18 protein-coding genes are annotated in these 22,027 nt (G+C 70.2%); 5 read left to right on the top strand and 13 right to left on the bottom strand.

The annotated features are described in order from the left end of the window. Nucleotides 1–217: 217 nt before the first annotated feature. The 3 genes from OG798_RS36680 to OG798_RS36670 form a co-directional block, all read right to left on the bottom strand. Nucleotides 218–3,976 carry an AAA family ATPase gene (locus tag OG798_RS36680; RefSeq protein ID WP_328758340.1) on the bottom strand — a complete coding sequence of 1,253 codons (3,759 nt, stop codon included), beginning with the start codon at nucleotides 3,974–3,976 and terminating at the stop codon, nucleotides 218–220. 215 nt (nucleotides 3,977–4,191) lie between these two features. Next, nucleotides 4,192–4,395 (bottom strand): hypothetical protein, encoded by a 204-nt coding sequence (locus OG798_RS36675; protein ID WP_028802434.1) that lies wholly within the window; start codon nucleotides 4,393–4,395, stop codon nucleotides 4,192–4,194. 382 nt (nucleotides 4,396–4,777) lie between these two features. Next, nucleotides 4,778–5,059, bottom strand: coding sequence for an acylphosphatase (locus OG798_RS36670; RefSeq protein ID WP_095852398.1), 282 nt, complete (start codon nucleotides 5,057–5,059; stop codon nucleotides 4,778–4,780). 140 nt (nucleotides 5,060–5,199) lie between these two features. Here OG798_RS36670 and OG798_RS36665 point away from each other — a divergent pair, with 140 nt between their 5' ends. Continuing rightward, nucleotides 5,200–6,189 (top strand): CAP domain-containing protein, encoded by a 990-nt coding sequence (locus OG798_RS36665; RefSeq protein WP_097224668.1) that lies wholly within the window; start codon nucleotides 5,200–5,202, stop codon nucleotides 6,187–6,189. A 346-nt stretch (nucleotides 6,190–6,535) separates the two neighbouring features. Here OG798_RS36665 and OG798_RS36660 read toward each other — a convergent pair whose 3' ends face one another. Further along, nucleotides 6,536–6,763, bottom strand: coding sequence for a hypothetical protein (locus tag OG798_RS36660; RefSeq protein ID WP_121414916.1), 228 nt, complete (start codon nucleotides 6,761–6,763; stop codon nucleotides 6,536–6,538). A gap of 299 nt (nucleotides 6,764–7,062) precedes the next feature. On the opposite strand from OG798_RS36660, the gene OG798_RS36655 reads away from it, so the two are divergent. After that, nucleotides 7,063–7,515 carry a hypothetical protein gene (locus tag OG798_RS36655; RefSeq protein WP_328758339.1) on the top strand — a complete coding sequence of 151 codons (453 nt, stop codon included), beginning with the start codon at nucleotides 7,063–7,065 and terminating at the stop codon, nucleotides 7,513–7,515. An 851-nt stretch (nucleotides 7,516–8,366) separates the two neighbouring features. On the opposite strand, the gene OG798_RS36650 is transcribed toward OG798_RS36655, so the two are convergent. Beyond that, nucleotides 8,367–8,975, bottom strand: coding sequence for a flavodoxin family protein (locus tag OG798_RS36650; RefSeq protein WP_095852401.1), 609 nt, complete (start codon nucleotides 8,973–8,975; stop codon nucleotides 8,367–8,369). A 101-nt stretch (nucleotides 8,976–9,076) separates the two neighbouring features. On the opposite strand from OG798_RS36650, the gene OG798_RS36645 reads away from it, so the two are divergent. After that, nucleotides 9,077–9,490: a winged helix-turn-helix transcriptional regulator gene (locus OG798_RS36645; RefSeq protein ID WP_095852402.1), complete on the top strand. Its 414-nt coding sequence runs from the start codon at nucleotides 9,077–9,079 to the stop codon at nucleotides 9,488–9,490. On the opposite strand, the gene mutM is transcribed toward OG798_RS36645, so the two are convergent. The 8 genes from mutM to recG form a co-directional block, all read right to left on the bottom strand. Further along, complete coding sequence (gene mutM, locus OG798_RS36640; protein ID WP_095852403.1) at nucleotides 9,480–10,364, bottom strand: bifunctional DNA-formamidopyrimidine glycosylase/DNA-(apurinic or apyrimidinic site) lyase; 885 nt, start codon at nucleotides 10,362–10,364, stop codon at nucleotides 9,480–9,482. The genes OG798_RS36645 and mutM overlap by 11 nt on opposite strands. Before the next feature lie 168 nt (nucleotides 10,365–10,532). After that, nucleotides 10,533–11,390 carry a ribonuclease III gene (rnc, locus tag OG798_RS36635; protein WP_097224670.1) on the bottom strand — a complete coding sequence of 286 codons (858 nt, stop codon included), beginning with the start codon at nucleotides 11,388–11,390 and terminating at the stop codon, nucleotides 10,533–10,535. Between the two features lie 19 nt (nucleotides 11,391–11,409). Then, on the bottom strand, nucleotides 11,410–11,583 hold the full coding sequence (rpmF, locus tag OG798_RS36630) for a 50S ribosomal protein L32 (protein WP_028802425.1): 174 nt from the start codon (nucleotides 11,581–11,583) through the stop codon (nucleotides 11,410–11,412). 2 nt (nucleotides 11,584–11,585) lie between these two features. Continuing rightward, nucleotides 11,586–12,233, bottom strand: coding sequence for a YceD family protein (locus OG798_RS36625; RefSeq protein ID WP_267063923.1), 648 nt, complete (start codon nucleotides 12,231–12,233; stop codon nucleotides 11,586–11,588). A 177-nt stretch (nucleotides 12,234–12,410) separates the two neighbouring features. Beyond that, nucleotides 12,411–13,481, bottom strand: a complete 1,071-nt coding sequence (locus tag OG798_RS36620) for an ATP synthase F0 subunit B (protein WP_328758338.1) — start codon at nucleotides 13,479–13,481, stop codon at nucleotides 12,411–12,413. Nucleotides 13,482–13,580: 99 nt separating this feature from the next. Beyond that, nucleotides 13,581–14,060: a pantetheine-phosphate adenylyltransferase gene (gene coaD / locus OG798_RS36615; protein ID WP_306454782.1), complete on the bottom strand. Its 480-nt coding sequence runs from the start codon at nucleotides 14,058–14,060 to the stop codon at nucleotides 13,581–13,583. A gap of 26 nt (nucleotides 14,061–14,086) precedes the next feature. Further along, complete coding sequence (gene rsmD, locus OG798_RS36610) at nucleotides 14,087–14,674, bottom strand: 16S rRNA (guanine(966)-N(2))-methyltransferase RsmD (protein WP_121414917.1); 588 nt, start codon at nucleotides 14,672–14,674, stop codon at nucleotides 14,087–14,089. A 39-nt stretch (nucleotides 14,675–14,713) separates the two neighbouring features. Further along, on the bottom strand, nucleotides 14,714–16,936 hold the full coding sequence (gene recG / locus OG798_RS36605; RefSeq protein WP_267062925.1) for an ATP-dependent DNA helicase RecG: 2,223 nt from the start codon (nucleotides 16,934–16,936) through the stop codon (nucleotides 14,714–14,716). A gap of 166 nt (nucleotides 16,937–17,102) precedes the next feature. Here recG and OG798_RS36600 point away from each other — a divergent pair, with 166 nt between their 5' ends. Further along, a complete protein-coding gene (locus OG798_RS36600; RefSeq protein ID WP_095852408.1) occupies nucleotides 17,103–18,941 on the top strand; it encodes an HSP90 family protein in 1,839 nt (612 codons plus the stop codon). Further along, nucleotides 18,938–22,015 (top strand): tetratricopeptide repeat protein, encoded by a 3,078-nt coding sequence (locus tag OG798_RS36595; RefSeq protein WP_328758336.1) that lies wholly within the window; start codon nucleotides 18,938–18,940, stop codon nucleotides 22,013–22,015. The genes OG798_RS36600 and OG798_RS36595 overlap by 4 nt, the downstream gene beginning before the upstream one ends. Nucleotides 22,016–22,027 lie beyond the last annotated feature (12 nt).

The following is a 22,027-nucleotide window of genomic DNA, read 5'->3' as shown; positions in this document are numbered from 1 at the left end:
GGTGTGGGGGCAAGCCCTTCGGTGGTGGTACCAGTGGCGCATAACTTCGCAGCCCCCACCACCTGAAGGTAAAAGCAACGTTGCAGAGACTATGCCTTCAAGTTTCGAAGTCAACAGTTCAGCAGCTGTGAATTTTTCGCACCCAAGCGGTCATCGCGTGTTCACTACTTGAACTCAACTAGAAGCCCAGGTCACGACCGGTGTGCACTACACGCATCTAGCGGAGCCGCTGGCTGATGACCTTCGACACACCGTCGCCCTGCATGGAGACGCCGTACAGCGCGTCGGCGACCTCCATCGTCCGCTTCTGGTGCGTGATCACGATCAGCTGCGAGGCCTCCTGCAGCTCCTGCATGATCCGGATCAGCCGCTGCAGGTTGGTGTCGTCGAGCGCCGCCTCCACCTCGTCCATGACATAGAACGGACTGGGCCGCGCCTTGAAGATCGACACAAGGAGCGCGACGGCGGTCAGAGACCTCTCCCCACCGGACAGCAGGGACAGCCGCTTCACCTTCTTGCCGGGGGGCCGTGCCTCGACGTCCACGCCCGTGGTGAGCATGTTGTCGGGGTCGGTCAGGATCAGTCGCCCGTCCCCTCCCGGGAACAGCCTGCTGAAGACACCCTCGAACTCGCGCGCGGTGTCCCGGTACGCCTCGGTGAAGACCTGTTCGACGCGTTCGTCGACCTCCTTCACCACCTGCAGCAGATCGGCCCGCGTCTTCTTGAGGTCCTCCAGCTGCTCGCTGAGGAACTTGTGACGCTCCTCCAACGCGGCGAACTCCTCCAACGCCAGCGGATTGACCTTCCCCAGCTGCGCGTAGGCCCGCTCGGCCGACTTGAGACGTCGCTCCTGCTCGGCACGGTGGAAGGGCCGGGGCTGGTTGCGCGGGTGCTCCGGGTCCTCGGGCAGTTCCTCGCCCTCGGCGGGGAGCGAGGGCGGCACGAGCTGGCCCGGACCGTAGTCCGCGACAAGCCCCGCCGGTTCGACACCGAGCTCCTCCAGCGCCTTCGTCTCCAGCTGCTCTATCCGCAGCCGCTTCTCGGCGCCGAGTACCTCGCCGCGGTGAACCGAATCCGTGAGTTTGTCGAGCTCCGCCTTGAGATCGCGGCCTTCGTTGCGCGCGGCGACAAGATCCCGCTCACGGCGGGCCTTGGCCGCGTCGGCGGCGGTGCGCTCCTCCTCGGCCCGGCGCAGCGACACCTCGACGTGCGCCAGAAGTTGCCGCGCTCCGGAGGCGACGGCCTCGGCGACCGCAGCCTCGTGCCGCAGCCGGGCCCGCCGCTGCTCCGCACGCGCGCGTGCCTCACGCTCCGCCCGCGCGGCCCGGTCGAGCCCGTCGGCCCGTCCCGCGAGCCCCTTCACCCGCTCCTCGTGCGTACGCACCTGGAGCCGGGCCTCCATCTCGGTCTGCCGCGCGTTGGCGCCGTCCGCGGCGAGCCGATCCCGCACGGCCGTGTCGGGCTCCTCCTCGACGGGCATCTCCTCGGCCACGGCGAGCCGCTCCGCCAGCTCCTCGGCCTCCTCCACGGCCCGGTCGAGCGCCTCCTGCGCCCGCGCCGCGGCGGCGGTGCTCCGCTCGGCCTCCCCGGCCGCGCCGCGCGCCTGCCCGGCCAGCCGCCCCAACTGCTGCGCCACGGACGACTTCTCGCGCTCGGCGGCCCGCCGCCGCTCCCCCAGCTCCTCGACGAGCGCGGCCCGCTCCCCCCGCTCCTCGGCGGCCCGGTGCTGCGCCGCGCCGAGTTCCTCACACCGCACGGCGAGCTCCTCGAGCTCGGCAGCCGCCTCGTCCACGGACGCCTGCACTTCGAGGAGGCTGGGCGCCCCGGCGGACCCACCGTGCGCGAAGTGCGCTCCGAGCAGGTCCCCCTCCGCGGTGACCGCGGTCAACTCCGGCCGCGCGTAGACCAGATCCTCGGCGTCCTCAAGGGTGCCGACCACGACGATCTCGCGCAGCAGCCGCCGTACGGCGGGCATGAGCTCGGCGGGACCACGGACGAGATCGGCGGCGTACGGCGGCCCGGTGGGGGCCGTCCGCGGCGCTGCGTCACCGGAGGCGGCGTTCGCAGGCAGAGCCCCTGAGGCGGCCCTTGGGGTCACGCCGTCCAGAGAGGCCACGGAGGGGCCCGCGCCGCCGGATGCCTCACGCCCGTCGGGGTGACCGCCGACGGGCACCGCACCGGAAGCGATGCCGCCCGCCGCCCGGTACTGCCCGCCGCCGTCGATGCCCTTGGTCTCGTGTGTCCCCGCCTCCTCCGGAGCCCCGGCCAGCAGCAGGGCCGCACGGCCGGCGTCCTGCTTGCGCAGCAGGCGGATGGCTTCGGCGGCCGAGGCGGGGGTGGTGACCGCGATGGCGTCCGCCGCGGCGCCGAAGGCGGCGGCGAGCGCGACCTCGTGGCCGGGGGTGACGGACAGCAGCTCGGCCGCGGGCCCGAGGAGCCCCGTGAGGCGGTCCCTGGCCCCCAGGAGCGCCCCCGTGCCGTCCTTGCGGCGCAGACCGAGGGCGAGGGCCTCGTGGCGGGCCTGGGTGGCGGCGCGCCTGCGTTCGGCCGACGTGGCCGCCTCACGGGCGGCGCTCAGCGCGGCCTCCGCCTCGGACAGCGCCCGCTTGGCCGCCTCGTGCCGCTCCGTCAGTTCCGCGTCGCCCGCGTCCAGGCCGTCGACCTCGGCCTTCAGCTGCTCGTACTCCTCCTGCGCGGCGAACGCCCGCTCCTGCGCCTCGTCCCGGGCGACGGCGAGCCGGTCGATCTCGGCCTGGGCGGAGGCAGCCCGCGAACGGGCTGCGTTGACCTGGCCGTTGAGGCGGGCCAGGCCCTCACGGCGGTCGGCGATGGCGCGGGCCACGTCCTTGAGGCGGCGCTCCTCGACGGCGAGCTCGCGCTCCAGTTCGGCCCGGTGCGCGACCGTGTCCTCCAAGGCGTGCTCGGCCGCCTCGAGGGCCGCTTCGAGCTCGGCCTCCTGCTCACGGATCCGCGCCGCCTCGCGCTCCATGTCCTCGGGGTCGCGCCCGCGCCGCTCCTCGGCGGGCGCCGAAGTGGCGCTCTTCACCCGCGCGTCGGCCAGCGAGATCGTGCCGCGCACCCGCTCGGCGAGCTGCGAGAGCTCGTACCAGGTCTGCTGGGCGCGCTGGAGCCGGGGCGTGAGCTGCCGGACCTCGTCCTCCAGGAGCGCCTCCCGCTGGAGCGCCTTCTTCAGTTCGGCCTCGGCGGTTTCCTTGCGTTGCTTGAGCGCGGCCTCGTCGGCGATCTCGGACTGGAGCGCCTGTCGCAGTCGTACGAGATCGTCGGCGAGGAGGCGCAGACGGGCGTCGCGCAGGTCGGCCTGGATGACGGCGGCGCGACGGGCGACGGCGGCCTGCCGGCCCAGTGGCTTGAGCTGGCGGCGCAGTTCGTCGGTGAGGTCCTGGACGCGGGCCAGGTTCGCCTGCATCGCGTCCAGTTTCCGCAGCGCCTTCTCCTTGCGCTTGCGGTGCTTGAGGACGCCCGCCGCCTCCTCGATGAACGCGCGGCGGCCCATCGGGTCGGCGTGCAGGACGGAGTCGAGCTGGCCCTGACCGACGATGACGTGCATCTCGCGGCCGATGCCGGAGTCGGACAGCAGTTCCTGGATGTCGAGGAGACGGCAGGTGTCACCGTTGATCTGGTACTCGCTGCCGCCGTTGCGGAACATGATCCGCGTGATGGTGACCTCGGCGTACTCGATGGGCAGCGCCCCGTCGGAGTTGTCGATGGTCAGGGACACCTCGGCCCGGCCGAGCGGCGGCCGCCCGGTGGTGCCGGCGAAGATGACGTCCTCCATCTTGCCGCCACGCAGCGACTTGGCCCCCTGCTCACCCATGACCCAGCTCAGGGCGTCCACGACATTGGACTTGCCCGAACCATTGGGGCCCACGACACAGGTGATGCCCGGCTCGAACCGCAGCGTGGTCGCCGAGGCGAACGACTTGAACCCGCGCAGGGTCAGGGCCTTGAGGTGCACGCCGCCGGACTCTACCTTTCGGGCTGGTCTCACTCCATGAACCCACGGTTTCACCCATGAACGTGCAGGGCACACCAGACGTTAAAGAGAGTGGGAGGGCACGCGGGGGAAAGAAGAAGGGACGCCGAAGAGGCGTCCCTTGCAATTCTGACAACTGACAACTTAGCGGTTGACACGGGCAGCCCAACCACTGCTGTCGTAGTGCGGTGCAGTGATCAGGTGAGCGCAGGCTCCGCCTGGGGTACGTCGATGCTCTCGAGAAGCGAGTCGTGAGAAGCGGCAGCCGCGAGCGCGTCGTTCTCGGCCTGAATCCGTACGAGCTCGGATTCGAGGTCCTGTACACGCTGCTGGAGCCGTCGCATCTCGGCGATGAGTCGCGGGTCGGAACCGCCGACGTAACCGAGAAGCGCCTTTGCCATGATGGATGGTCCTCCACACTGAGTGACCGACCGAAGCGGTGTGGGTCGTGAGGGAATCGCACCCGCGATGCTTGACACTTACTAAATTTTTGCTGCGGTTCCACATGCCAAACAGCTAAGGTGCGCGGGGCTTTCAGCGTCTCACCAAAAAGTTTGACGGTCAACACGATCACGCCCCGTATTGGCGGGCAACCCGCTGTCGCGCGGCCCTTCGGACGGCTGCGCTGCGACTCCTGCAAGACCCGGGGGGCGTGGAGATCATCCTTCTCTGCGGAGCCTGCCACGCCGAGCCGTTCTTGGCAACCACCAGGTCATTTCTGCTTCTGGCAGGTGCCGGTGGCATGCCATACCGCTTCCGCCAGGGCCGTTGCGCACGTCGCCGTCACCGGATCGCGAAGCCGTCGTAGATCCCCCGGGGCGTGTCCCAGATCTCAGTGACTCCGTCCACACGCCCGGGTGTGTCGTCCCCCTGGAGCCAGTCGAGCAGACCCTGGCATCCGGACCGGGTTCCTTCCGCGACAACCTGGACCCGTCCGTCGTCCAAATTGAGAGCAAAGCCACTCAGGCCGCCGATCTCCAGCGCCTTGGCCCGGGTGAACCAGCGGAAACCCACACCTTGGACCCGCCCGCGCACCCAGACGACCAGCCGCACAACCTCGTTCATGGGTGCACGCTAACCGGACAAAGTCTCTCGCAGCACTTCCTCCCCTCCCGCCATGCGGTACCGTCCCGACCCAATGAGTCTCATATGAAACTCACTCTTTTGAGTGAGGGACGCTGACCAGGAACGAGGAAGGCCAGGAGATGGGACGCCACGGACGCTCCGCCGTCGGCCGCGCCGCCACGGGCCGCGCCACAGGGGTTACGGAGAACCACGGACCCCTTACGGAAAGTTACGGCCCGGAGAACCTGTACGGCTACGCCGCCGTCGCCGACCTCCCGCCGACCGCCGCTGCCCGCTCGCACCGCAAGCGGAAGACCGCGACGCCGGTACGCACGGGTCTGCTCGGCGTCTCCGCGGCCGTGGCACTGGGCACCGTGGCCGTCGCCTCCGGCGTGCTGCCCGGCACCGAGAACTACTCGCTCGGTGGTGGCAGCAACAACTCCGACAACGTGCAGGCCGTGGGGTCCCCGTCCAGTCAGGAGACCCAGCAGGGCGGTACGTCGGGCAGCGCGAGCGCGGACGGCCGCGAGGGCACGTCGACGAGCCGTGACGCCGACCGCGCCGCGTCGCCCTCGGCTTCGGCGTCGACCGCTCCCGTGACCTCGCCGGCCGCGCCGACGACGGCACCCTCCCAGGAGCCCACCACCACCAAGCCGGGCAAGTCCGCCAACGCGAACAAGCCCGCGACTCCGCCAGGTCAGGCCTCGAAGACCAAGGCGCCCAAGACCACCGCTCCGGTCGACGTCTCCGCCCAAACGGCGGCCGAGACCGAGGTGCTCAAGCTGGTCAACGACGAGCGGGCCAAGGTCGGCTGCAGTCCGGTGGCGGCGAGCAGCGCCCTGTCCGACCTCGCCCAGGCCTTCAGCGAGGACATGGCCGCGCGCGACTTCTTCGACCACACCGACCCGAGCGGGCTCAGCCCCTGGGACCGGGCGGCCAAGTCCGGGATCACCAGCCTCGGCGGCGAGAACATAGCCCGCGGCCAGGCCGACGCCGCCGCCGTCATGGAGGCCTGGATGAACAGCCCCGGCCACCGCGCCAACATTCTGAACTGCGACTTCAAGACCCTGGGCGTGGGTGTGCACCTCGGCACCGGCGGCCCCTGGTGGACGCAGGACTTCGGCTACTGAGATAGCCGCAGGTCAGCGCCCTATCCACTGCCCTGGCCGTCTCGGGGCCGTCATCCGCAGGTTCACCGTCTCTGAAGACGCGATCGACGGCGGCCCGGGTACGGGTCCCGCTCGACGGCATCAGGTGCGTGTACGTACGCGGCGTGAAGCCGGGATCATGGTGTCCCAGGAACTCGCTGAGCGCGTTGATGTTCTCCCCCCCATCAAGGGCCCGCGCAGAACGAGCCTCCGGCGGGGGCGCTCAGGCTCCGAGATGGAGGGGATGCCGTCCGCGAGTGCCGGCCGTGAGTGGTGGGTTGGGGCGGGTCGCGGGGAAGTCGGCTGAAGCGACCAAAGCCGACCTCAGCTACTTGTCCGCTCGGTAGAGCTTGATGTCCTTGTTGACGAAGAGGTGCACGTAACCGCAGCGCCAGCAGATCAGGCCCGTGGCGTTCTCATCAGCCCAGGCCAACTTCATGAACTCCATACCGGAGCTGTTGAGCAGGACACCCCGCTCTCGGAACAGATCTCCTTGGCAGACCTGGCAGTTGAGCCAGACGTCGCCCAGTGCCGCACGTACCGGCTTCTTCGCCATCGCGTAAACGCCCCCCGCCCTTGCCATGTGGTCGGACCCGAGACTACGGGGCAGTGCGAGCCGCTCACAGCCTGCCTGAGCAGCTCGGCAGACCTCAGCAAGCGCCCCGCCCGTAGTTCGCATCGAGGGGCGCCGACTGGTCGGAGTGACTCAGCCATTTTCCGCGACCAGCGGAACTACACCCCCGCCCCACCGGCCGTGCCCCAGGTTAGACCGGACAACGGTCTTGGACCGTTGCCCATCAGGTCTATGACCTGCGATGACCCGAGACCGATCCATGATCACGGGGGAGTCCGGGCATGCGACCTTTGAAGCCAGGCAGTCCCAACATCGCGTCCTGCCTGAGCATGAAACGACCGCGTATTTCGCTGCTGGTCGCGCTGGGCCTCGCGGCCTTCTCCGTGACGGGGTGCAGCAGTTCCGACGATGAAGGACTGCCGGTGCGGGTGGTCAATGAGTCGGCCTGGGATGCCCGCGTGGTCGGTTGTCCGCCGTGCGGAGAGCGCGGTGCTGTGGTCGAGGGAGATCCCGACCGAACACCGGGCGAGGGCGGCGGTGAATACTTTGGGTGGACCGAAGAACGCGCATGGCCTGTGACGTACAAGATTGTCGTCCGAGGCGTCGAGTCGGTTTGCCCGGTCATCGACCCCGAGCCCGGCAAGGCGGACGCAGTGGGCACCCGTGACGTCATCTACCTAGTGGACGGGGCCGGGAATTGCGTCGCAGGCCCAGGGAGCATGGACGACGTCTGACATCAGGGGCTGACATCAACAAGGGCGAACAGCGAGGGTCAACGCCGGATCGCAACGGACGATCAGTCGGAGCGTAGAGCCGATGAGCTGACGTCGGCAGTCCCCCACGATCGGACTTGATAAGGGTGGGGGCGGAGGGCAAACCCGCACCTTGACTCGGGCATTGAGACCTCAGCATGGGCTTGCCCAGACGCTGTCTTCAACTGTTCCATGACCCCCATGACGCAGCGATCTTTCGTAGAAGAACTTAAGCGCCGATTTAGCTCATATCCCACTGAAATACCACGAACAACTTGGCAGAAACTCAATAGAGCCAAGACGGACTCTGGCTGGCCACTACTGGCGCTCAATTTTTTCATTTCCGTCCTCTTTGTCGCGATTTTCATATACTCTGCGATCTCTACCCACGTACTCTCGCCCTTCTATTGGTGGTTGAGCGTCGGCTGCCTCCTTAGTCTTCTGCGGACTGGACACGTAATGGTGTGTGTCGTCAGAGGCCAGGCGGGACAGCTCGCACCAGAAGCGCCCGGGACTTCGCCAGACACTGGCAGGTATCGGGGCAGGCATACCTAAGGCCCGCACGTGGCCAGGAGGCGCCGTACCGCAGCGTCACTTCTTCGGCTACTAGCCGACGGCCCACCCCTCACGACACCGACGAAGCCGCGCCCCTCGCTGAACGATGGGGCGCGGCTTCGTCGTGCGGGCGCAGGAATGTGGTGCGGGCCGCGTAAACGATTGCGTAAACGCTTACGCACGCCTTTACGCGACCGTGGACGCGGGCTCACGCAAGCCCTTGCGCGACCGTTTGCACAGAGCCGCGCATGCGTTTACGCAAACGATTGCGTAAGCGTTTACGCGGCCGCCCCTGCCACCGCCGCGCGCCCCAGCGCGACCACCCGCGCCGACTCCGCGACCCGGCGCCCGAGGTGCTCCGCCGTGGCGATGTCCGCCTTGTGAACCGTCTCCGGACCCTCGTCGACGTTGGTCTGGGCGGCCGCGCCGGCGAAGACGCCGAGGCGGTTGAGGTCGTGCTCGGAAGCCGAGGAGCTGTTCCAGCCCGGGTGCAGACCGAGGTTGACCCAATTCATGCCGTGCTGGGCGGCCAGGATCTGGAAGAACTGCAGGGTGTGCAGCTTGTCGCCGCTCTTGGAGCCGGAGTTGGTGAAGCCGGCGGCGAGCTTGTCGCGCCAGTCCTGTCCGAACCAGCGCTTCGAGGACGCCTCGGCGAAGACGTGGAAGGCGCCGGAAGCGGTGCCCATGTAGGTGGGCGAGCCGAACACGATCGCGTCGGAGGCGTCGAGCAGTTCCCACTGGGCGTCGGTGATCTCGTCGACGTTGATCAGGTGCGCCTGGGCACCGGCCTCGACGGCACCAGAGCGAACGGCCTCGGCGAGGACGGCGGTGTGGCCGTAGCCGGAGTGGTAGGCGATGGAAACGACAGGGGTACTCGGGGTGCTCACGATGGGGACTCCTCCAGGTGGTGACAACGAACCAAAGGAAAGCACTAACTTCTAGTTAGTGCAACCCTGTGGTTAGCGCTGCGTCGGAGTATGGTGAGCCCATGGAACCCAGCGTGCAGACCGCCGAGCGCGGTGAGTGTCAGGACCTGCCGTACAACGTGTTCGCACGCAGTTGCCCGTCCCGGGGCACGCTGGAGCACGTCACCGGACGCTGGGGATCACTCACGCTCGGAGCGCTGTACGAGGGCACGTTCCGCTTCAACGAGCTGCGGCGCAGGGTCGACGGCGTCAGCGAGAAGATGCTCTCCCAGACACTGCACGCGCTGGAGCGCGACGGCCTGGTGCACCGCGAGGCACAGCCCACGAACCCCCCGCGCGTCGACTACACCCTCACCCCGCTCGGTCGCGAGGTCTCCGAGCGCCTGCTGACCCTCATCCACTTCGTCGAGGGCCGCATGGACGATGTCCTGGAGGCCCGCGAGCGCTACGACGAGAGCCGCGCGGCTACGGAGTGACGCGCGGCGGGCGCTGGCAGCGCGGGCAGAAGTAGCTGGACCGGTTCATCCAGGCGCGCCGCCGCATCGGCGTCCCGCACCGGCGGCAGGGCTCGCCCTCCCGGCCGTACGCGTCGAGCGAGCGGTCGAAGTAGCCGGACTCGCCATTGACGTTGACGTACAGGCTGTCGAAGCTGGTGCCGCCGACGGCGAGGGCCTCGTTCATGACGTCGCGGATGTGTCCGAGGAGTTCGGCGGTGCGCGGCCGGGTGAAGCCGGCCACGGGGCGTTCGTAGTGCAGTTTGGCGCGCCAGAGCGCCTCGTCCGCGTAGATGTTGCCGACCCCGCTGATCAGCGACTGGTCGAGCAGGGCGCGCTTGATCGTCGTACGCCGGGCGCGCAGGGCCGTGTGGAAGGCCGCGTCGTCGAAGAGGGGATCCAGCGGGTCGCGGGCGATGTGCGCGATGACGTCCGGCAGGCCGTCCGGGGTGTTCTCGTGGAGGGAGAGCCCGCCGAAGGTGCGCTGGTCGACGAAGCGCAGCTCGGTGCCCTCCGCCCCGGCGGGGGCGGGCGTCCGGGTGTCGTCGAAGCGGATGCGGATGCGCAGATGCTTCTCGTCCGGGGCGTCCTCCGGCTGCACCAGGAGCTGGCCGCTCATGCCGAGGTGCGCGAGGACGGAGAACGGGGAGTCGTCGAGGGGCAGCCAGAGGTACTTGCCGCGGCGCATGGCCGGTCCTACGCGGTGGCCCGCGAGCGCCTTCGCGAACCCCTCGGGTCCGGCGAGATGCCGCCGTACGGCGCGCGGGTGCCGTACCTCGACCGAGGTCACGGTCCGCCCGCTGACCCACCGCGCCAGGCCGCGCCGCACGACTTCGACCTCGGGCAACTCGGGCACGGGACTCCTCCGGAGGGGCGGGCACGGGAACGACGCCCGAAGGTTACCTCGTGCTCGCGTCACCCGGACGGGGGCCCAGGACGCACGGACACACGACGCATCAGGCCCCTGTGGCGGCGCGGACGCCGCCACAGGGGCCTGATGCTTACGAAGGTGCTGTCGAAGGAATCAGGCCGTGGCCGAGTCGCTCGTCGGAGCCGAGGGGGCGTCGGTGATCCCCTCGGCGGCCTCGGCTGCCTGCTCGGCGGCCTGAGCCGCTTCCTCGGCGGCCTGGGCCGACTTCGCGCGTTCGTCCGCGGCGGCGCGGATGGCACGCCACGCGGACTCCGCGGCCTGCTGCTCCGCTTCCTTCTTGCTGCGGCCGGTGCCGGTGCCGTACGAGACGCCTCCGACGCGGGCGGCAGCAGTAAAGGTCTTCTCGTGGTCCGGGCCGGTCTCCGAGACCAGGTACTCGGGAACGCCGAGCCCCTCGGTCGCGGTGAGTTCCTGGAGACTGGTCTTCCAGTCCAGGCCCGCTCCCAGATTCGAGGACTTCTCGATCAGTGGGTCGAAGAGCCGGTGGACGAGTTCGCCCGCCGCGTCCAGACCCTGGTCGAGATAGACCGCGCCGATCACCGCTTCAAGGGTGTCGGCGAGGATGGATGCCTTGTCCCGGCCTCCCGTGCCTTCCTCGCCCCGGCCGAGCCGGATGAAGAGGCCGAGTTCGAGGCCGCGGCCCACTTCCGCCAGCGCACGCGAGTTGACCACCGCGGCCCGCAACTTGGCCAGCTGGCCTTCGGGCAGGTCGGGGTGGGTGCGGTACAGCGTGTCCGTGACCACGAGGCCGAGCACGGAGTCCCCGAGGAACTCCAGACGCTCGTTGGTCGGCAGACCGCCGTTCTCGTACGCGTAGGAACGGTGGGTCAGCGCACGTACCAGAAGGGCGGACTCGAGCTTGTACCCGAGCCGCCCTTCCAGAAGCGTGTGGGACGAGGCTGTGTTGTCCGCCTTTTTCTTGGCGTTTGGGTCCGCCTTGGCGTCAGACATCAGACCTCTCACCAGCCGCTCAGACCTCGAGGACCTGGCGCTTGTTGTAGGTGCCGCAAGCAGGGCAGGCGATGTGCTGCTGCTTGGGCTCGTGGCAGCGCTCGCACGCAACCAGGGTGGGGACCGCAGCCTTCCACTGCGACCGGCGGTGGCGCGTGTTGCTGCGCGACATCTTCCGCTTCGGAACAGCCACGGCTACTTCTCCTGCTTCTCGTCGGCGTGCGCTGATGGAAGCGCGCCGCCGCTCAACTCGTCCTTCTCGCCGTCTCCGGATGAACCAGCGAGTCCCTGCAGTGCCGCCCAACGGATGTCGACGGCGTCGTGGTGGTGGTCCGGGTCGTCCGCGAGCCGGGCTCCACATTGGGAGCACAGGCCCAGGCAGTCGTCCTGGCACACCGGCTGCATCGGCAGTGCGAGCACCACCGCATCACGCAGCACGGGTTCGAGGTCGAACAGTCCGTCCTCGATGAAGAGCCTGTCCTCGTCTTCCTCGGCGTCGTCGGCCGGCTCCGCTTTGACACGGCCCCGGTCGTCGGCGTCAGGGTACGAGAACATCTCCTGGAAGTCCGCGGCGAGCTCCAGCTCGAGCGGCTCCAGACACCTTACGCACTCCCCCTCGGCCCGTGCACGGGCGGTGCCTGTGACAAGCACACCTTCCATGACCGACTCGAGCCGGAGTTCGAGCTCCATCGGGGCGCCTTCCGGCACTCCGATGACTCCCTGGATCCCGAGATCCTTGGGAGCGTCGATCGTGCGGGTCAAGCGCTGCAGCGCACCAGGACGCCGCCCCAGCTCGTGTGTGTCGAACACGAGAGGGTTGCGGTGGTCGAGGTGGGTGTTCAGAGCCGTTCCTGCTTTCGATCTTCGAAACTCGGGGGGTCGCCGCCCCTGGTGTTCCCGGGCAGCAGTAATCGCGGACGTACACGCGACCGAAGAACCAGGATACTGGACCTTTCGCTCTCGGCCCAATCCGGTGCCCAGCCGGTGCCCGGACCGTGTCCGTCCGGCGTCCGTCCGGGGTCAGCGACCCTGTTCGTACGCCCGCAGCTGCTCGGCGCTGATCATGGTGGTGTCGAAGAGGCTGGTCTCGTCCAGGGCGTTCGCCATCGGGTCCAGGGCCCCCTGCTGCTGCGGATAGGCCTGCTGCCCGCTCTGGTCGTACGCCGTCTGCTGGTCGTAGCCCTGCTGCTGCGGGTAGGCGGCGTACGGGTCGGCCTGCTGGTAGCCGTACGCGTCCTGCTGGGCGTACTGCTGCTGATAGCCGTAGGGGTCGGGCTGCTGCTGGTACGCGTAGGCGTCCTGCTGCTGTCCGTAGTTCGGCTGGGCCGGCACCTCGGGGGTCGACGCGGGCCGCTCGGGGGCCTCCGAGAGCTCGGCGAGGCCGGCCAGGTAGTCGGAGTCGCTGGTGTGATGGCCGGGCGTCCCGTCCTCCGCGAAGGTGCCCAGCTCGCCCAGGTCGTCGCTGGCGATACGGCCGTGCAGCTTCTGGCGCCCCTTGCCCACGGCCTCCAGGGTCTTGGCGAGGACCGCTTCGAAGGCGCCGAGCTTGACGTCCACGTAGGTGTCGGCGTCCCGGCGCAGGGTCTCCGGGTCATGGCTGCGCTCGGGGGCGTCCTCGTCCTCGTAGCCCTGCTCGTCGGTGCCGGGGCCGGTACCGAGGAGCTTCTCGCGGCCGCGGCCGACGGAGCCGAGGGTCTTGGTGAGGACGACCTCGAAGTTGGCGAGCTTGGAGTCGACGTAGTCGTCGGCCTCCGCGCGGATCTCCTCGGCCTCCTGGCGGGCCTCGGCGAGGATGCGGTCCGCCTCGTTCTGGGAGCGGCGGGCGACCTCGGTGTCGGAGATCAGGGAGCCGCGCTGGGCGTGCGCCGACTCGATGATCCGCTCGGCCTCCTGGCGGGCCTGCTCGACCATCTGCTCGCGGCCGCCGATCAGCTCCTCGGCCTGCGCGAGGGAGCCGGGCAGCGCCTGGCGCACCTCTTCGAGCATCGAGAGGAGGTCGGCGCGGTTGACCACGCACGAGGCCGACATGGGCATCGAACGGGCGCTGCCGACCGCCGCGACGATCTCATCGAGCTTCTTCTGCACGTCCACCGTGTGCTCGCCACTCTCTACAGCTGTGATGGAGACGGACGGGTCGACTGTACGACCACTCCCACCCCGCCCGACACCTGGTGACGCACTGTCAGGCGCTCAGCTCTTTCCGAGCCGTCCCTTGAGTGCCTCCAGCACGACCTCCGGCACCAGGTGGGAGATGTCGCCGCCCCACTGGGCGACCTCCTTCACGAGCGAGGAGGACAGGAAGCTGTAGGTGGGGCTGGTCGGGATGAACAGCGTCTCGACGCCCGAGAGGCCGTTGTTCATCTGGGCCATCTGGAGCTCGTAGTCGAAGTCGCTGACCGCCCGCAGACCCTTCACGATGGCGGGGATGTCGCGCTGCTTGCAGAAGTCGACGAGGAGGCCGTGGTAGGCCTCGACCTGGATGTTGCCGTACTCGGCGGTGACCTCGCGGATCAGCTCGATCCGCTCGTCGACGGTGAACAGGCCCTGCTTCGACTGATTGATCATCACCACGACGTGCACGACGTCGTAGAGCCTGGAAGCGCGGGCGATGATGTCGAGGTGTCCATTGGTGATGGGGTCGAATGACCCCGGACAGACGGCGCGGCGCAACTGTGGTTCCTCGCTCTCCGGTCCGGTCATCGTGCGTCTTCGCACGTAGAGGCGGCGCGACCGTACCAAAACGTCCCCTCGCCGTAACGACGGGCCCGGATCGCGTCGAAACCGTCCGGCCAGCTGAATTCGCCGCCTCTGGTGCTGCGCTCCACGGTGACGAGCGCTTCGGCCGCGAGCCAGCCCTGCGTCCGTAGTGTGAGCAGAATCTCGCGAAGATCGTCGTCGGTCACGGCGTACGGCGGGTCGAGGAAGACCAGGTCGTACGGATCCGTCGGCGCCGATCCCTGGACGATCTGCTCCGCTTTGCCCGATCTGACCTCGGCGCCGGGCAGGCCCAGCGTTTTCACGTTCTCGCGGATGATGCGGGCCGCGCGGGCGTCGGCCTCGACGAGGAGGGCGTGGCCGGCGCCGCGGCTGAGCGCCTCCAGGCCGACGGCGCCCGAGCCCGCGTACAGGTCGAGGACCCGCTCGCCCTCCAGCGGGCCGCCGAGCAGGGACTGCCAGGTGGAGAAGAGGCCCTCGCGCGCCCGGTCGGAGGTGGGGCGGGTGCCGGTGCCCGGCGGGACGGCCAGACGGCGTCCGCCGGCCCGGCCGGCGATCACGCGGGTCATGAGGGTCCTTTGCGCTGGAAGTGTGTCGGGGCCAGTCTCTCAGCCCTTGTCCAGATACTGCTCGCGCTCCTCGTCGAGGAGGGCCTCCAGGGCCGTGCGCAGGCCGGGGAGGGCGGTGAGCTCGGGGTCGGCGGCGACGACTGCGGCGGCCTCCTCGCGGGCCTCGGCGATGATCTCCTCGTCCTCGATGACGGCGAGCATGCGCAGCGAGGAGCGGACGCCGGACTGGGCCTGGCCGAGCACGTCGCCCTCACGGCGCTGTTCGAGGTCGATGCGGGAGAGCTCGAAGCCGTCGAGCGTGGACGCCACCGCGGTCAGGCGCTGACGCGCCGGGCTCGCCTCCGGCATCTCGGTGACCAGGAGGCACAGTCCGGCGGCGGAGCCACGACCTACGCGGCCGCGCAGCTGGTGGAGCTGGGACACGCCGAACCGGTCGGCATCCATGATCACCATGGCCGTGGCGTTCGGTACGTTTACCCCGACCTCGATCACCGTCGTGGCGACCAGGACGTCCGTCTCGCCCGCGGCGAAGCGGCGCATCACGGCGTCCTTGTCGTCGGGCTGCATACGGCCGTGCAGGACCTCGACCTTGAGTCCTCGGAGGGGCCCCGTGGCGAGCTGGTCGGCGATGTCGAGGACGGCGAGGGGCGGGCGCTTCTCGGCCTCGTCCTCGGGGGACTTCTTCTTGGCCTTCTTCGGGTCGGCAGGTTCGTCGACGTCGTCGCCGATGCGCGGGCAGACCACGTACGCCTGATGGCCGTTCTCCACTTCTTCGCGCACGCGCTCCCACGCGCGCGTGAGGAAGTGCGGTTTGTCGGCGGCGGGGACGACATGGCTGGCGATCGGCGAACGCCCGGCGGGAAGCTGGTCGAGGACCGAGGTCTCCAGGTCGCCGAAGACGGTCATCGCGACCGTGCGCGGAATGGGCGTGGCGGTCATCACCAGGAGGTGCGGCGGCTGCTTGCCCTTGCCGCGCAGGGCGTCGCGCTGCTCGACACCGAAGCGGTGCTGCTCGTCCACCACGACCAGGCCCAGGTCGTGGAACTGCACCTTGTCCTCGATCAGCGCGTGGGTGCCGATCACGATCCCGGCCTCACCGGTGACCAGGTCGAGCAGCGCCTGCCGCCGCCCCGCCGCCCCCATGGAACCGGTGAGCAGCACGACCTTGGTGGAGTGCTCGGACCCGCCGAGCATGCCGCCCTCGGCCAGCTCGCCCATCATCTCGGTGATCGACCGGTGGTGCTGCTGGGCGAGCACCTCGGTCGGCGCGAGCATCGCGGCCTGCCCGCCCGCGTCGACGACGGCGAGCATGGCGCGCAGGGCGACCATCGTCTTCCCGGAACCGACTTCTCCCTGGAGCAGCCGGTGCATCGGGTGCTCGGTGGCGAGGTCGTCGAAGATCTCCTTGGAGACCTTCTGCTGGCCCTCGGTGAGGGTGAAGGGCAGCTTCGCGTCGAAGGCGGTCAGCAGCCCGTCCGGCTTGGGGAGACGGGCCACGGCGGGGAGTTGGGCGTCGGCGTGGCGGCGGCGGGCCAGGGCGACCTGGAGGACGAAGGCCTCGTCCCACTTGAGACGGGCGCGGGCGTCGTGGATGTCCGCCTTGGTGTGCGGGCGGTGGATCTTCAGAAGGGCCTCGGGGAGGGGGACCAGGCCGCGGCCGTCCCGGAGGGAGTCCGGCAGCGGGTCGACGGCCTCCTGGGCGCTCAGCAGCACCGTCTGCACCGACTTGGCGATCTTCCAGGACTCCAGCTTGGCGGTGGCCGGGTAGATCGGGATGAGCGCGCCCGCCCAGGAGTCGACGGTCTCGGCGGCGTCGTCGCTGTCGGCGCGCAGCGGCTCGTACGCCGGATGGGCCAGCTGGAGGCGGTGGTTGAAGACGGAGACCTTGCCCGAGAACATCGCGCGCGTGCCGGGCAGCAGGTCCTTGTGGGGTTTGTGCACCCCGTTGCCGAAGAAGACCAGCTGGAGGCGACCGCTGCCGTCGGTGATGGTCACTTCGAGGCGCTGGCCCTTGCCGCGGGGCGCCTTGGCGGAGGCGAAGGTCAGCAGGCGCGCGTCGGCGACCTGGGCGACCACCGTGACGTGCTCGTCCATGGGCAGGTCGGCGAGGTGGGTGAGCTGCCCGCGCTCCTCGTATCTGCGCGGGTAGTGGTGCAGCAGGTCGCCGACGGTGTGCAGGCCGAGGTGCTCGGCCATCACCTTCGCGGTGGGGGGACCGAGCACCTTCTTCAGTGGTTCATCGAGCGCGGGCACGAGATCCATTGCACACCACACCACTGACATTGCCGTATACGTCCCGGAAATCTGCTGGTCAGACGGCTCGTTCCGGGCCTAGGATGACGCGCTCCGGCCCTCTTCGCGGTCACCGTCCCCCGGGACCGCCCGACCCCGCGCCGTCGCACGTCCCCCCACCCTCGGCGCAGCGACGATGGACTCCCAGACCTCACAGTCATCACAGGCATCCCAGTCACCTCACACCTTCCAGGTCGACCTGCGTGGTCTGGTGGACCTGCTCTCCCATCACCTCTACTCCAGCCCCAAGGTCTACCTGCGCGAACTGCTGCAGAACGCTGTGGACGCGATCACCGCCCGGCGGGCGGAGCAGCCCGACGCCCCGGCCGCCGTGCGCCTGTACGCCGAGGGCGGCACCCTGCGTGTGGAGGACTCCGGCATCGGGCTCACCGAGTCCGACGTGCACAGCCTCCTCGCCACGATCGGCCGCAGTTCCAAGCGGGAGGACGGCCTGCAGGCGGCGCGCTCCGACTTTCTGGGGCAGTTCGGCATCGGGTTGCTGGCGTGCTTCGTGGTCGCCGAACGCATCCGCGTCGTCAGCCGCAGCGCGCGTACGCCCGACGCGGCGCCCGTGGAGTGGACGGCGACCGACGACGGCTCGTACACCGTGCGCACACTGCCGCACGAGGCCCGTCCCGAACCGGGTACCACCGTGCACCTGGTGGCGCGCGCCGGAGCCGGCGAATGGCTCACCGAGGAGCGGGTCCGCTCCCTGGCCCGGGACTTCGGCTCGCTGCTGCCGTACGACGTACGGGTCGGCGACGAGGCGATCGCGGAGCTTCCCGCGCCCTGGGACCGCACCCATCCGAGCCCCGCCACCCGCAGGGTGGCCCTGGCCCGTCACTGCCACGACCTGTTCGGCTTCACACCGCTGGACACGATCGACCTGAACGTGCCGCTCGCCGGAGTCCGCGGCGTGGCGTACGTCCTGCCGTCGGCGGTCAGCCCTGCCCAGCGCGCGAGCCATCGGGTGCATCTGAAGGGCATGCTGCTCACCGAGCGGGCCGAACAGCTGTTGCCCGACTGGGCGTTCTTCGTGCGCTGCGTCCTGGACACGGACAGCCTGCGGCCCACCGCCTCGCGCGAGTCGCTGTACGAGGACGAGACCCTGGCGGCCGTACGCGAGGCCCTGGGCGAGCGCATCCGGTCGTGGCTGACGGGGCTCGCGGCGGGCGACCCGGAGCGGCTGGCGGCCTTCCTGTCGGTCCACCACCTGGGTGTGAAGTCCCTGGCGCGGCACGACAACGAGATGCTGCGCACGATGCTGCCGTGGCTGCCCTTCGAGACGACCGACGGACGGCTGTCCCTGGAGGAGTTCGCGCTGCGCCACCCGGTGGTGCACTTCACGCGGACCGTGGAGGAGTACCGGCAGGTCGCGCCCATCGCCTCCGCCCAGGGCATCGGGGTGATCAACGGCGGCTACACGTACGACAGCGAGCTGGTCGAGGCGCTGCCGTCGGTGCGTCCGGGGACGGTCGTCTCGGAGCTGGACGCGGACACCGTGACGGCGCACCTGGACGCCGTCGACCCGGCCGAGGAACTGGCCCTCTCGGGCTTCCTGATGGCCGCCCGGGCCAAGCTCGACCCCCTGGGCTGCGACGTGGTGCTGCGCGCCTTCCACCCGCTCTCCGTGCCCGCCCTGCACCTGGACGACCGGGCGGCCCGCCACGAGCAGGCCCGCGCGGAGGCCGAGGAGCAGGCCGACGACCTGTGGGCGGGCATTCTCGGCTCGCTGCGCGGCAGCGCGCCCCGTGCCCGCCTGGTCCTCAACCACCTCAACCCACTGATCAGAAGGATCAGTTCACTGCGCGACCCGGAGCTGATAGGCACCGCCACGGAGTCCCTCTACGGACAGGCCCTCCTCATGGCGCAGCGCCCCCTGCGGCCCGCCGACTCCGCGCTCCTCAACCGCGCGTTCATCGGCCTCCTGGAGTGGGCCACCCACACCGAGCCCGGGAAGGACGACCTCCGATGAGCCAGGCCATGGGCATGGACTTCGACACCCTGCGCCAGGCGATGGCGGACAACCAGGAGCAGCCGGAGGGTCCCGCACGCAACGCGCGCGCGGAGCAACTGCTCGTCGAGGCCGAGAAGCTGAACATCCCGCTCGCCGTGATCGAGGCGCTCGGACACCAGCTGAAGGTCTACAACTACAGCTCCGAGAAGGACAAGATGTTCGTCCCCTTCGCGCGTCTGCTGCGCATGTGGGACGAGCGCCCCGAGGACTTCGACGAGTACGAGACCCACTCCCTGCACTGGGTCTTCAAGTGGATGTCGGCCGGCATGCTCGACCAGCCGCACATCCCGCTCGCCTCCATAGAGAAGTGGCTCGGCGAGATGGAGCACCGTTACCGGCTGGCCGGACACTCCGAACGGGCGGTGCGCGGAGCCGAGTTCAGCGTCGCCGCGCACCTGGGCGACCTGGGGCGCGCCGAGCGGGCGTACACCGCCTGGCTGGCCGCCGACCGGGACACCATGGCCGACTGCCACGCGTGCGAACTCCACAGCCAGGGGTGGTGGCGGGCGGAGCGCGACGCCGACGAGGAGGCGCTGGAACTGTGGCGCCCGGTTCTGGAGGGCGAGTACACGTGCGCCCACGAGCCGCACACCGTCCTGGCGTCCTCGCTGGTCCCCCTGCTGCGTCTGGGCCGCCTGGACGAGGCCCGGGCCCATCACCTGCGGGGCTTCCGGCTGGTGCGCCCCATGGAGAGCATGCGCGGCGCGTACGCGGACCACGTGGAGTTCTGCGCGCTCTCCGGCAACGAGGCGCGCGCCCTGGAGCTGCTCGCGGAGCGGCCCGCCTACTTCACCGACTCCGGGGACCCGCGCAGCAGGCTCGACTTCATGGCCGTGACGGCCCTCCTCATGGACCGCCTGACCGGGCTCGGTCTCGGCGATCAGCCGGTGCCGGGACCGGCCGGCCGGGAGTGGACCGCGAGAGGGCTCGCTGTCCACGCGCGCGGGGAGGCCCTTTCCCTGGCGGCGCTCTTCGACGCGCGCAACGGCACGTCGTACGTCAGTGAGCGGGCTCGTGGGCGGATGGATCAGCGGCCGTTGGTCGAGCGCCTGCCGCTGGGGGTGCGGTCCCGGTCCACGCGACACTTGTCGCCTTCGGCCTCCGCTGCGGGTTCGGGTTCGGGTTCGGGTTCCGCGGCGGCTTCGGCTTCGGCCCGATCGTCGGCCGCCGTCGTGGAGTCGGACGCCGGCTCGGACCCGTCCTCGCTCTCGGCGCTGCTCGCCGAGGCCCGGCGACTGTCCGCGACCCGGAGCCCGGACGCCGTCGAGGCCTGGGCGGCGGCCTCACGGGCCGCCGAGGGCCAGGAGCTGGACGTCCGGGACCGCGCGGAGATCGCCGACCACGCGGCGATGGAACGAGGTCCCGAAGGCATCGAGCTCTTCCATGAGGCGGCCGAGCTCTACGCCGAGGCGAGCGACCCCGGTGAGGCGCTCGCGGCCCGTGCCCGCGCCGCGTACGTCCTCGCCCTCACCGGCGGGCCCGAGGAGGCGCTCGCGACCGTCTCGGAGCTGTACGAGGGGGTGCTCGCCCTCCTCGCGGACGGCGGGACGGGGGTGTCCCAGGCGGCGTCCGTGCTGGTGGGACGGGCGCGGATATTGATGCTGTTGGTGCAGGAGGACGCGAACGAGGACGCGGGCGAGTCGGGGGCGACGGCCTCCGGGACGGCCGGTTCCGGGACCGGCGATTCCGGGACCGGCGGGGACGAGGTCGTGGGCGCCGCCGAGGCGGCCGTACGGGAACTGCTGGCGCTGGCCGAGCCGCACCTCTCGGACGTGCGGATGGCCTCGCGGGCCGCGGAGGCGCGGGCGATGCTCGGGGAGCTCGCGGCGCACGCCGGGGACGCCGAGGCCGCCGCGGAACTGCTCGCGCAGGCCGCGGCGGCGTTCGTGGCCGCGGGGTTGCCGTGGTTCGCCGTCGAGTACGAGTCCCGGCTCGCCGGGATCGCCCGGCACCTGGGCGACGCGGAGGAGGCCGAGCGGGCCGCACGCGCGGCGCTGGAGCACGGAGGGCCTCGCCTGGAGCCGATGGGGCACGCGCAGCTGCACCTGCAGCTCGCCGAGGTCCTGGGCGCCACCGGGCAGTTCGGGCCCGCCTCGGAACACGCCCTGGAGGCCGCGCACTGGGCCGACGAGGCGGGCGAGGGACCCACACTCGGCGCCTGGGCCCGGCACCAGCTCGGCGGGTTCCTGCTCCGTCAGGGGCGGTGGGCCGAGGCCGCGGAGATCCTGGAGTCGGCGCTGCCCGACCTGACCACCGACATGCACGGCGACGGTGCGATCGTGCAGACGCGGTGGTGGCTCGGCGACTGTCTCACCGAGCTCGGCGAACACCGTGCGGCGGCCGAGCACTGGCTGCGGGCCGCGGACGTCGCCCGGCACTGGCCCGAGCAGCGTGACCACGCGATGCTCGCCCATCTCGCCGCCGAGGCGCTCGGCCACGCCGAACTGCCCGCGCAGGCCGAGCAGGCGTACGCGCGCGCCGGTGACCTGTGGCGTGGCCTCGGCAACGTCCACGGTCTGATCCGGTCGCTGCGGGCCCGGGCGTGGGTCGCGCTGCGTACGGACTCAGGGCTGGACGGGGCGCGGGAGTCGATGGCGGCGGCGGTGCGGGAGTGCGAGGAGGGACTTCGGGCGGTGTCGTCCTCCGTTGGGGCCGAGGCTGTGGAGGCCTCGGACGCCATGGCGGGCTCCGATGCCGCGGAGGCCCGTCATCGCCTTGTCGCCGAACTCGGTCACACCCATCGGCAGTTCGGTGACCTGATCGCCCGTTCCGTTCCGGACGACACGGAGGAGGCTCTGGCCCACTACACGCGGGCCATCTCCGTCTTCGCGTCCCTCGGGGACGACGCCCTCGACGCGCGCACCGGGGCCGAGCTCGCGGCGGGGTGGCTGGAGGCCGATCTGCTCCGACCCGCGGCGGCGGCCGCACGCGCGCGTGCGGTGCTTTCCGCGTACGCGGGTGTGGACGGGGAGGCCGCCCAGGCGCGTCGGGCCGAGGCGGAGAACATGCTGGGCGTGACGGAGAAGGCGTGATGGAGGAACAGC

Origin of the sequence: Streptomyces sp. NBC_00271, from assembly GCF_036178845.1 — a bacterium.
GTDB lineage: Bacteria > Actinomycetota > Actinomycetes > Streptomycetales > Streptomycetaceae > Streptomyces.
This window is presented reverse-complemented; position numbering and strand designations above follow the sequence as displayed.

Excerpts from the sequence above, each read along its gene's own strand:
- OG798_RS36675 (WP_028802434.1), bottom strand. The coding sequence starts at position 4,395 with ATGGCAAAGGCGCTTCTCGGTTACGTCGGCGGTTCCGACCCGCGACTC.
- OG798_RS36670 (WP_095852398.1), bottom strand. The coding sequence starts at position 5,059 with ATGAACGAGGTTGTGCGGCTGGTCGTCTGGGTGCGCGGGCGGGTCCAA.
- OG798_RS36665 (WP_097224668.1), top strand. The coding sequence starts at position 5,200 with ATGGGACGCCACGGACGCTCCGCCGTCGGCCGCGCCGCCACGGGCCGC.
- OG798_RS36660 (WP_121414916.1), bottom strand. The coding sequence starts at position 6,763 with ATGGCGAAGAAGCCGGTACGTGCGGCACTGGGCGACGTCTGGCTCAAC.
- OG798_RS36655 (WP_328758339.1), top strand. The coding sequence starts at position 7,063 with ATGCGACCTTTGAAGCCAGGCAGTCCCAACATCGCGTCCTGCCTGAGC.
- OG798_RS36645 (WP_095852402.1), top strand. The coding sequence starts at position 9,077 with ATGGAACCCAGCGTGCAGACCGCCGAGCGCGGTGAGTGTCAGGACCTG.
- rnc (WP_097224670.1), bottom strand. The coding sequence starts at position 11,390 with ATGTCTGACGCCAAGGCGGACCCAAACGCCAAGAAAAAGGCGGACAAC.
- rsmD (WP_121414917.1), bottom strand. The coding sequence starts at position 14,674 with ATGACCCGCGTGATCGCCGGCCGGGCCGGCGGACGCCGTCTGGCCGTC.
- recG (WP_267062925.1), bottom strand. The coding sequence starts at position 16,936 with ATGGATCTCGTGCCCGCGCTCGATGAACCACTGAAGAAGGTGCTCGGT.
- OG798_RS36600 (WP_095852408.1), top strand. The coding sequence starts at position 17,103 with ATGGACTCCCAGACCTCACAGTCATCACAGGCATCCCAGTCACCTCAC.
- OG798_RS36595 (WP_328758336.1), top strand. The coding sequence starts at position 18,938 with ATGAGCCAGGCCATGGGCATGGACTTCGACACCCTGCGCCAGGCGATG.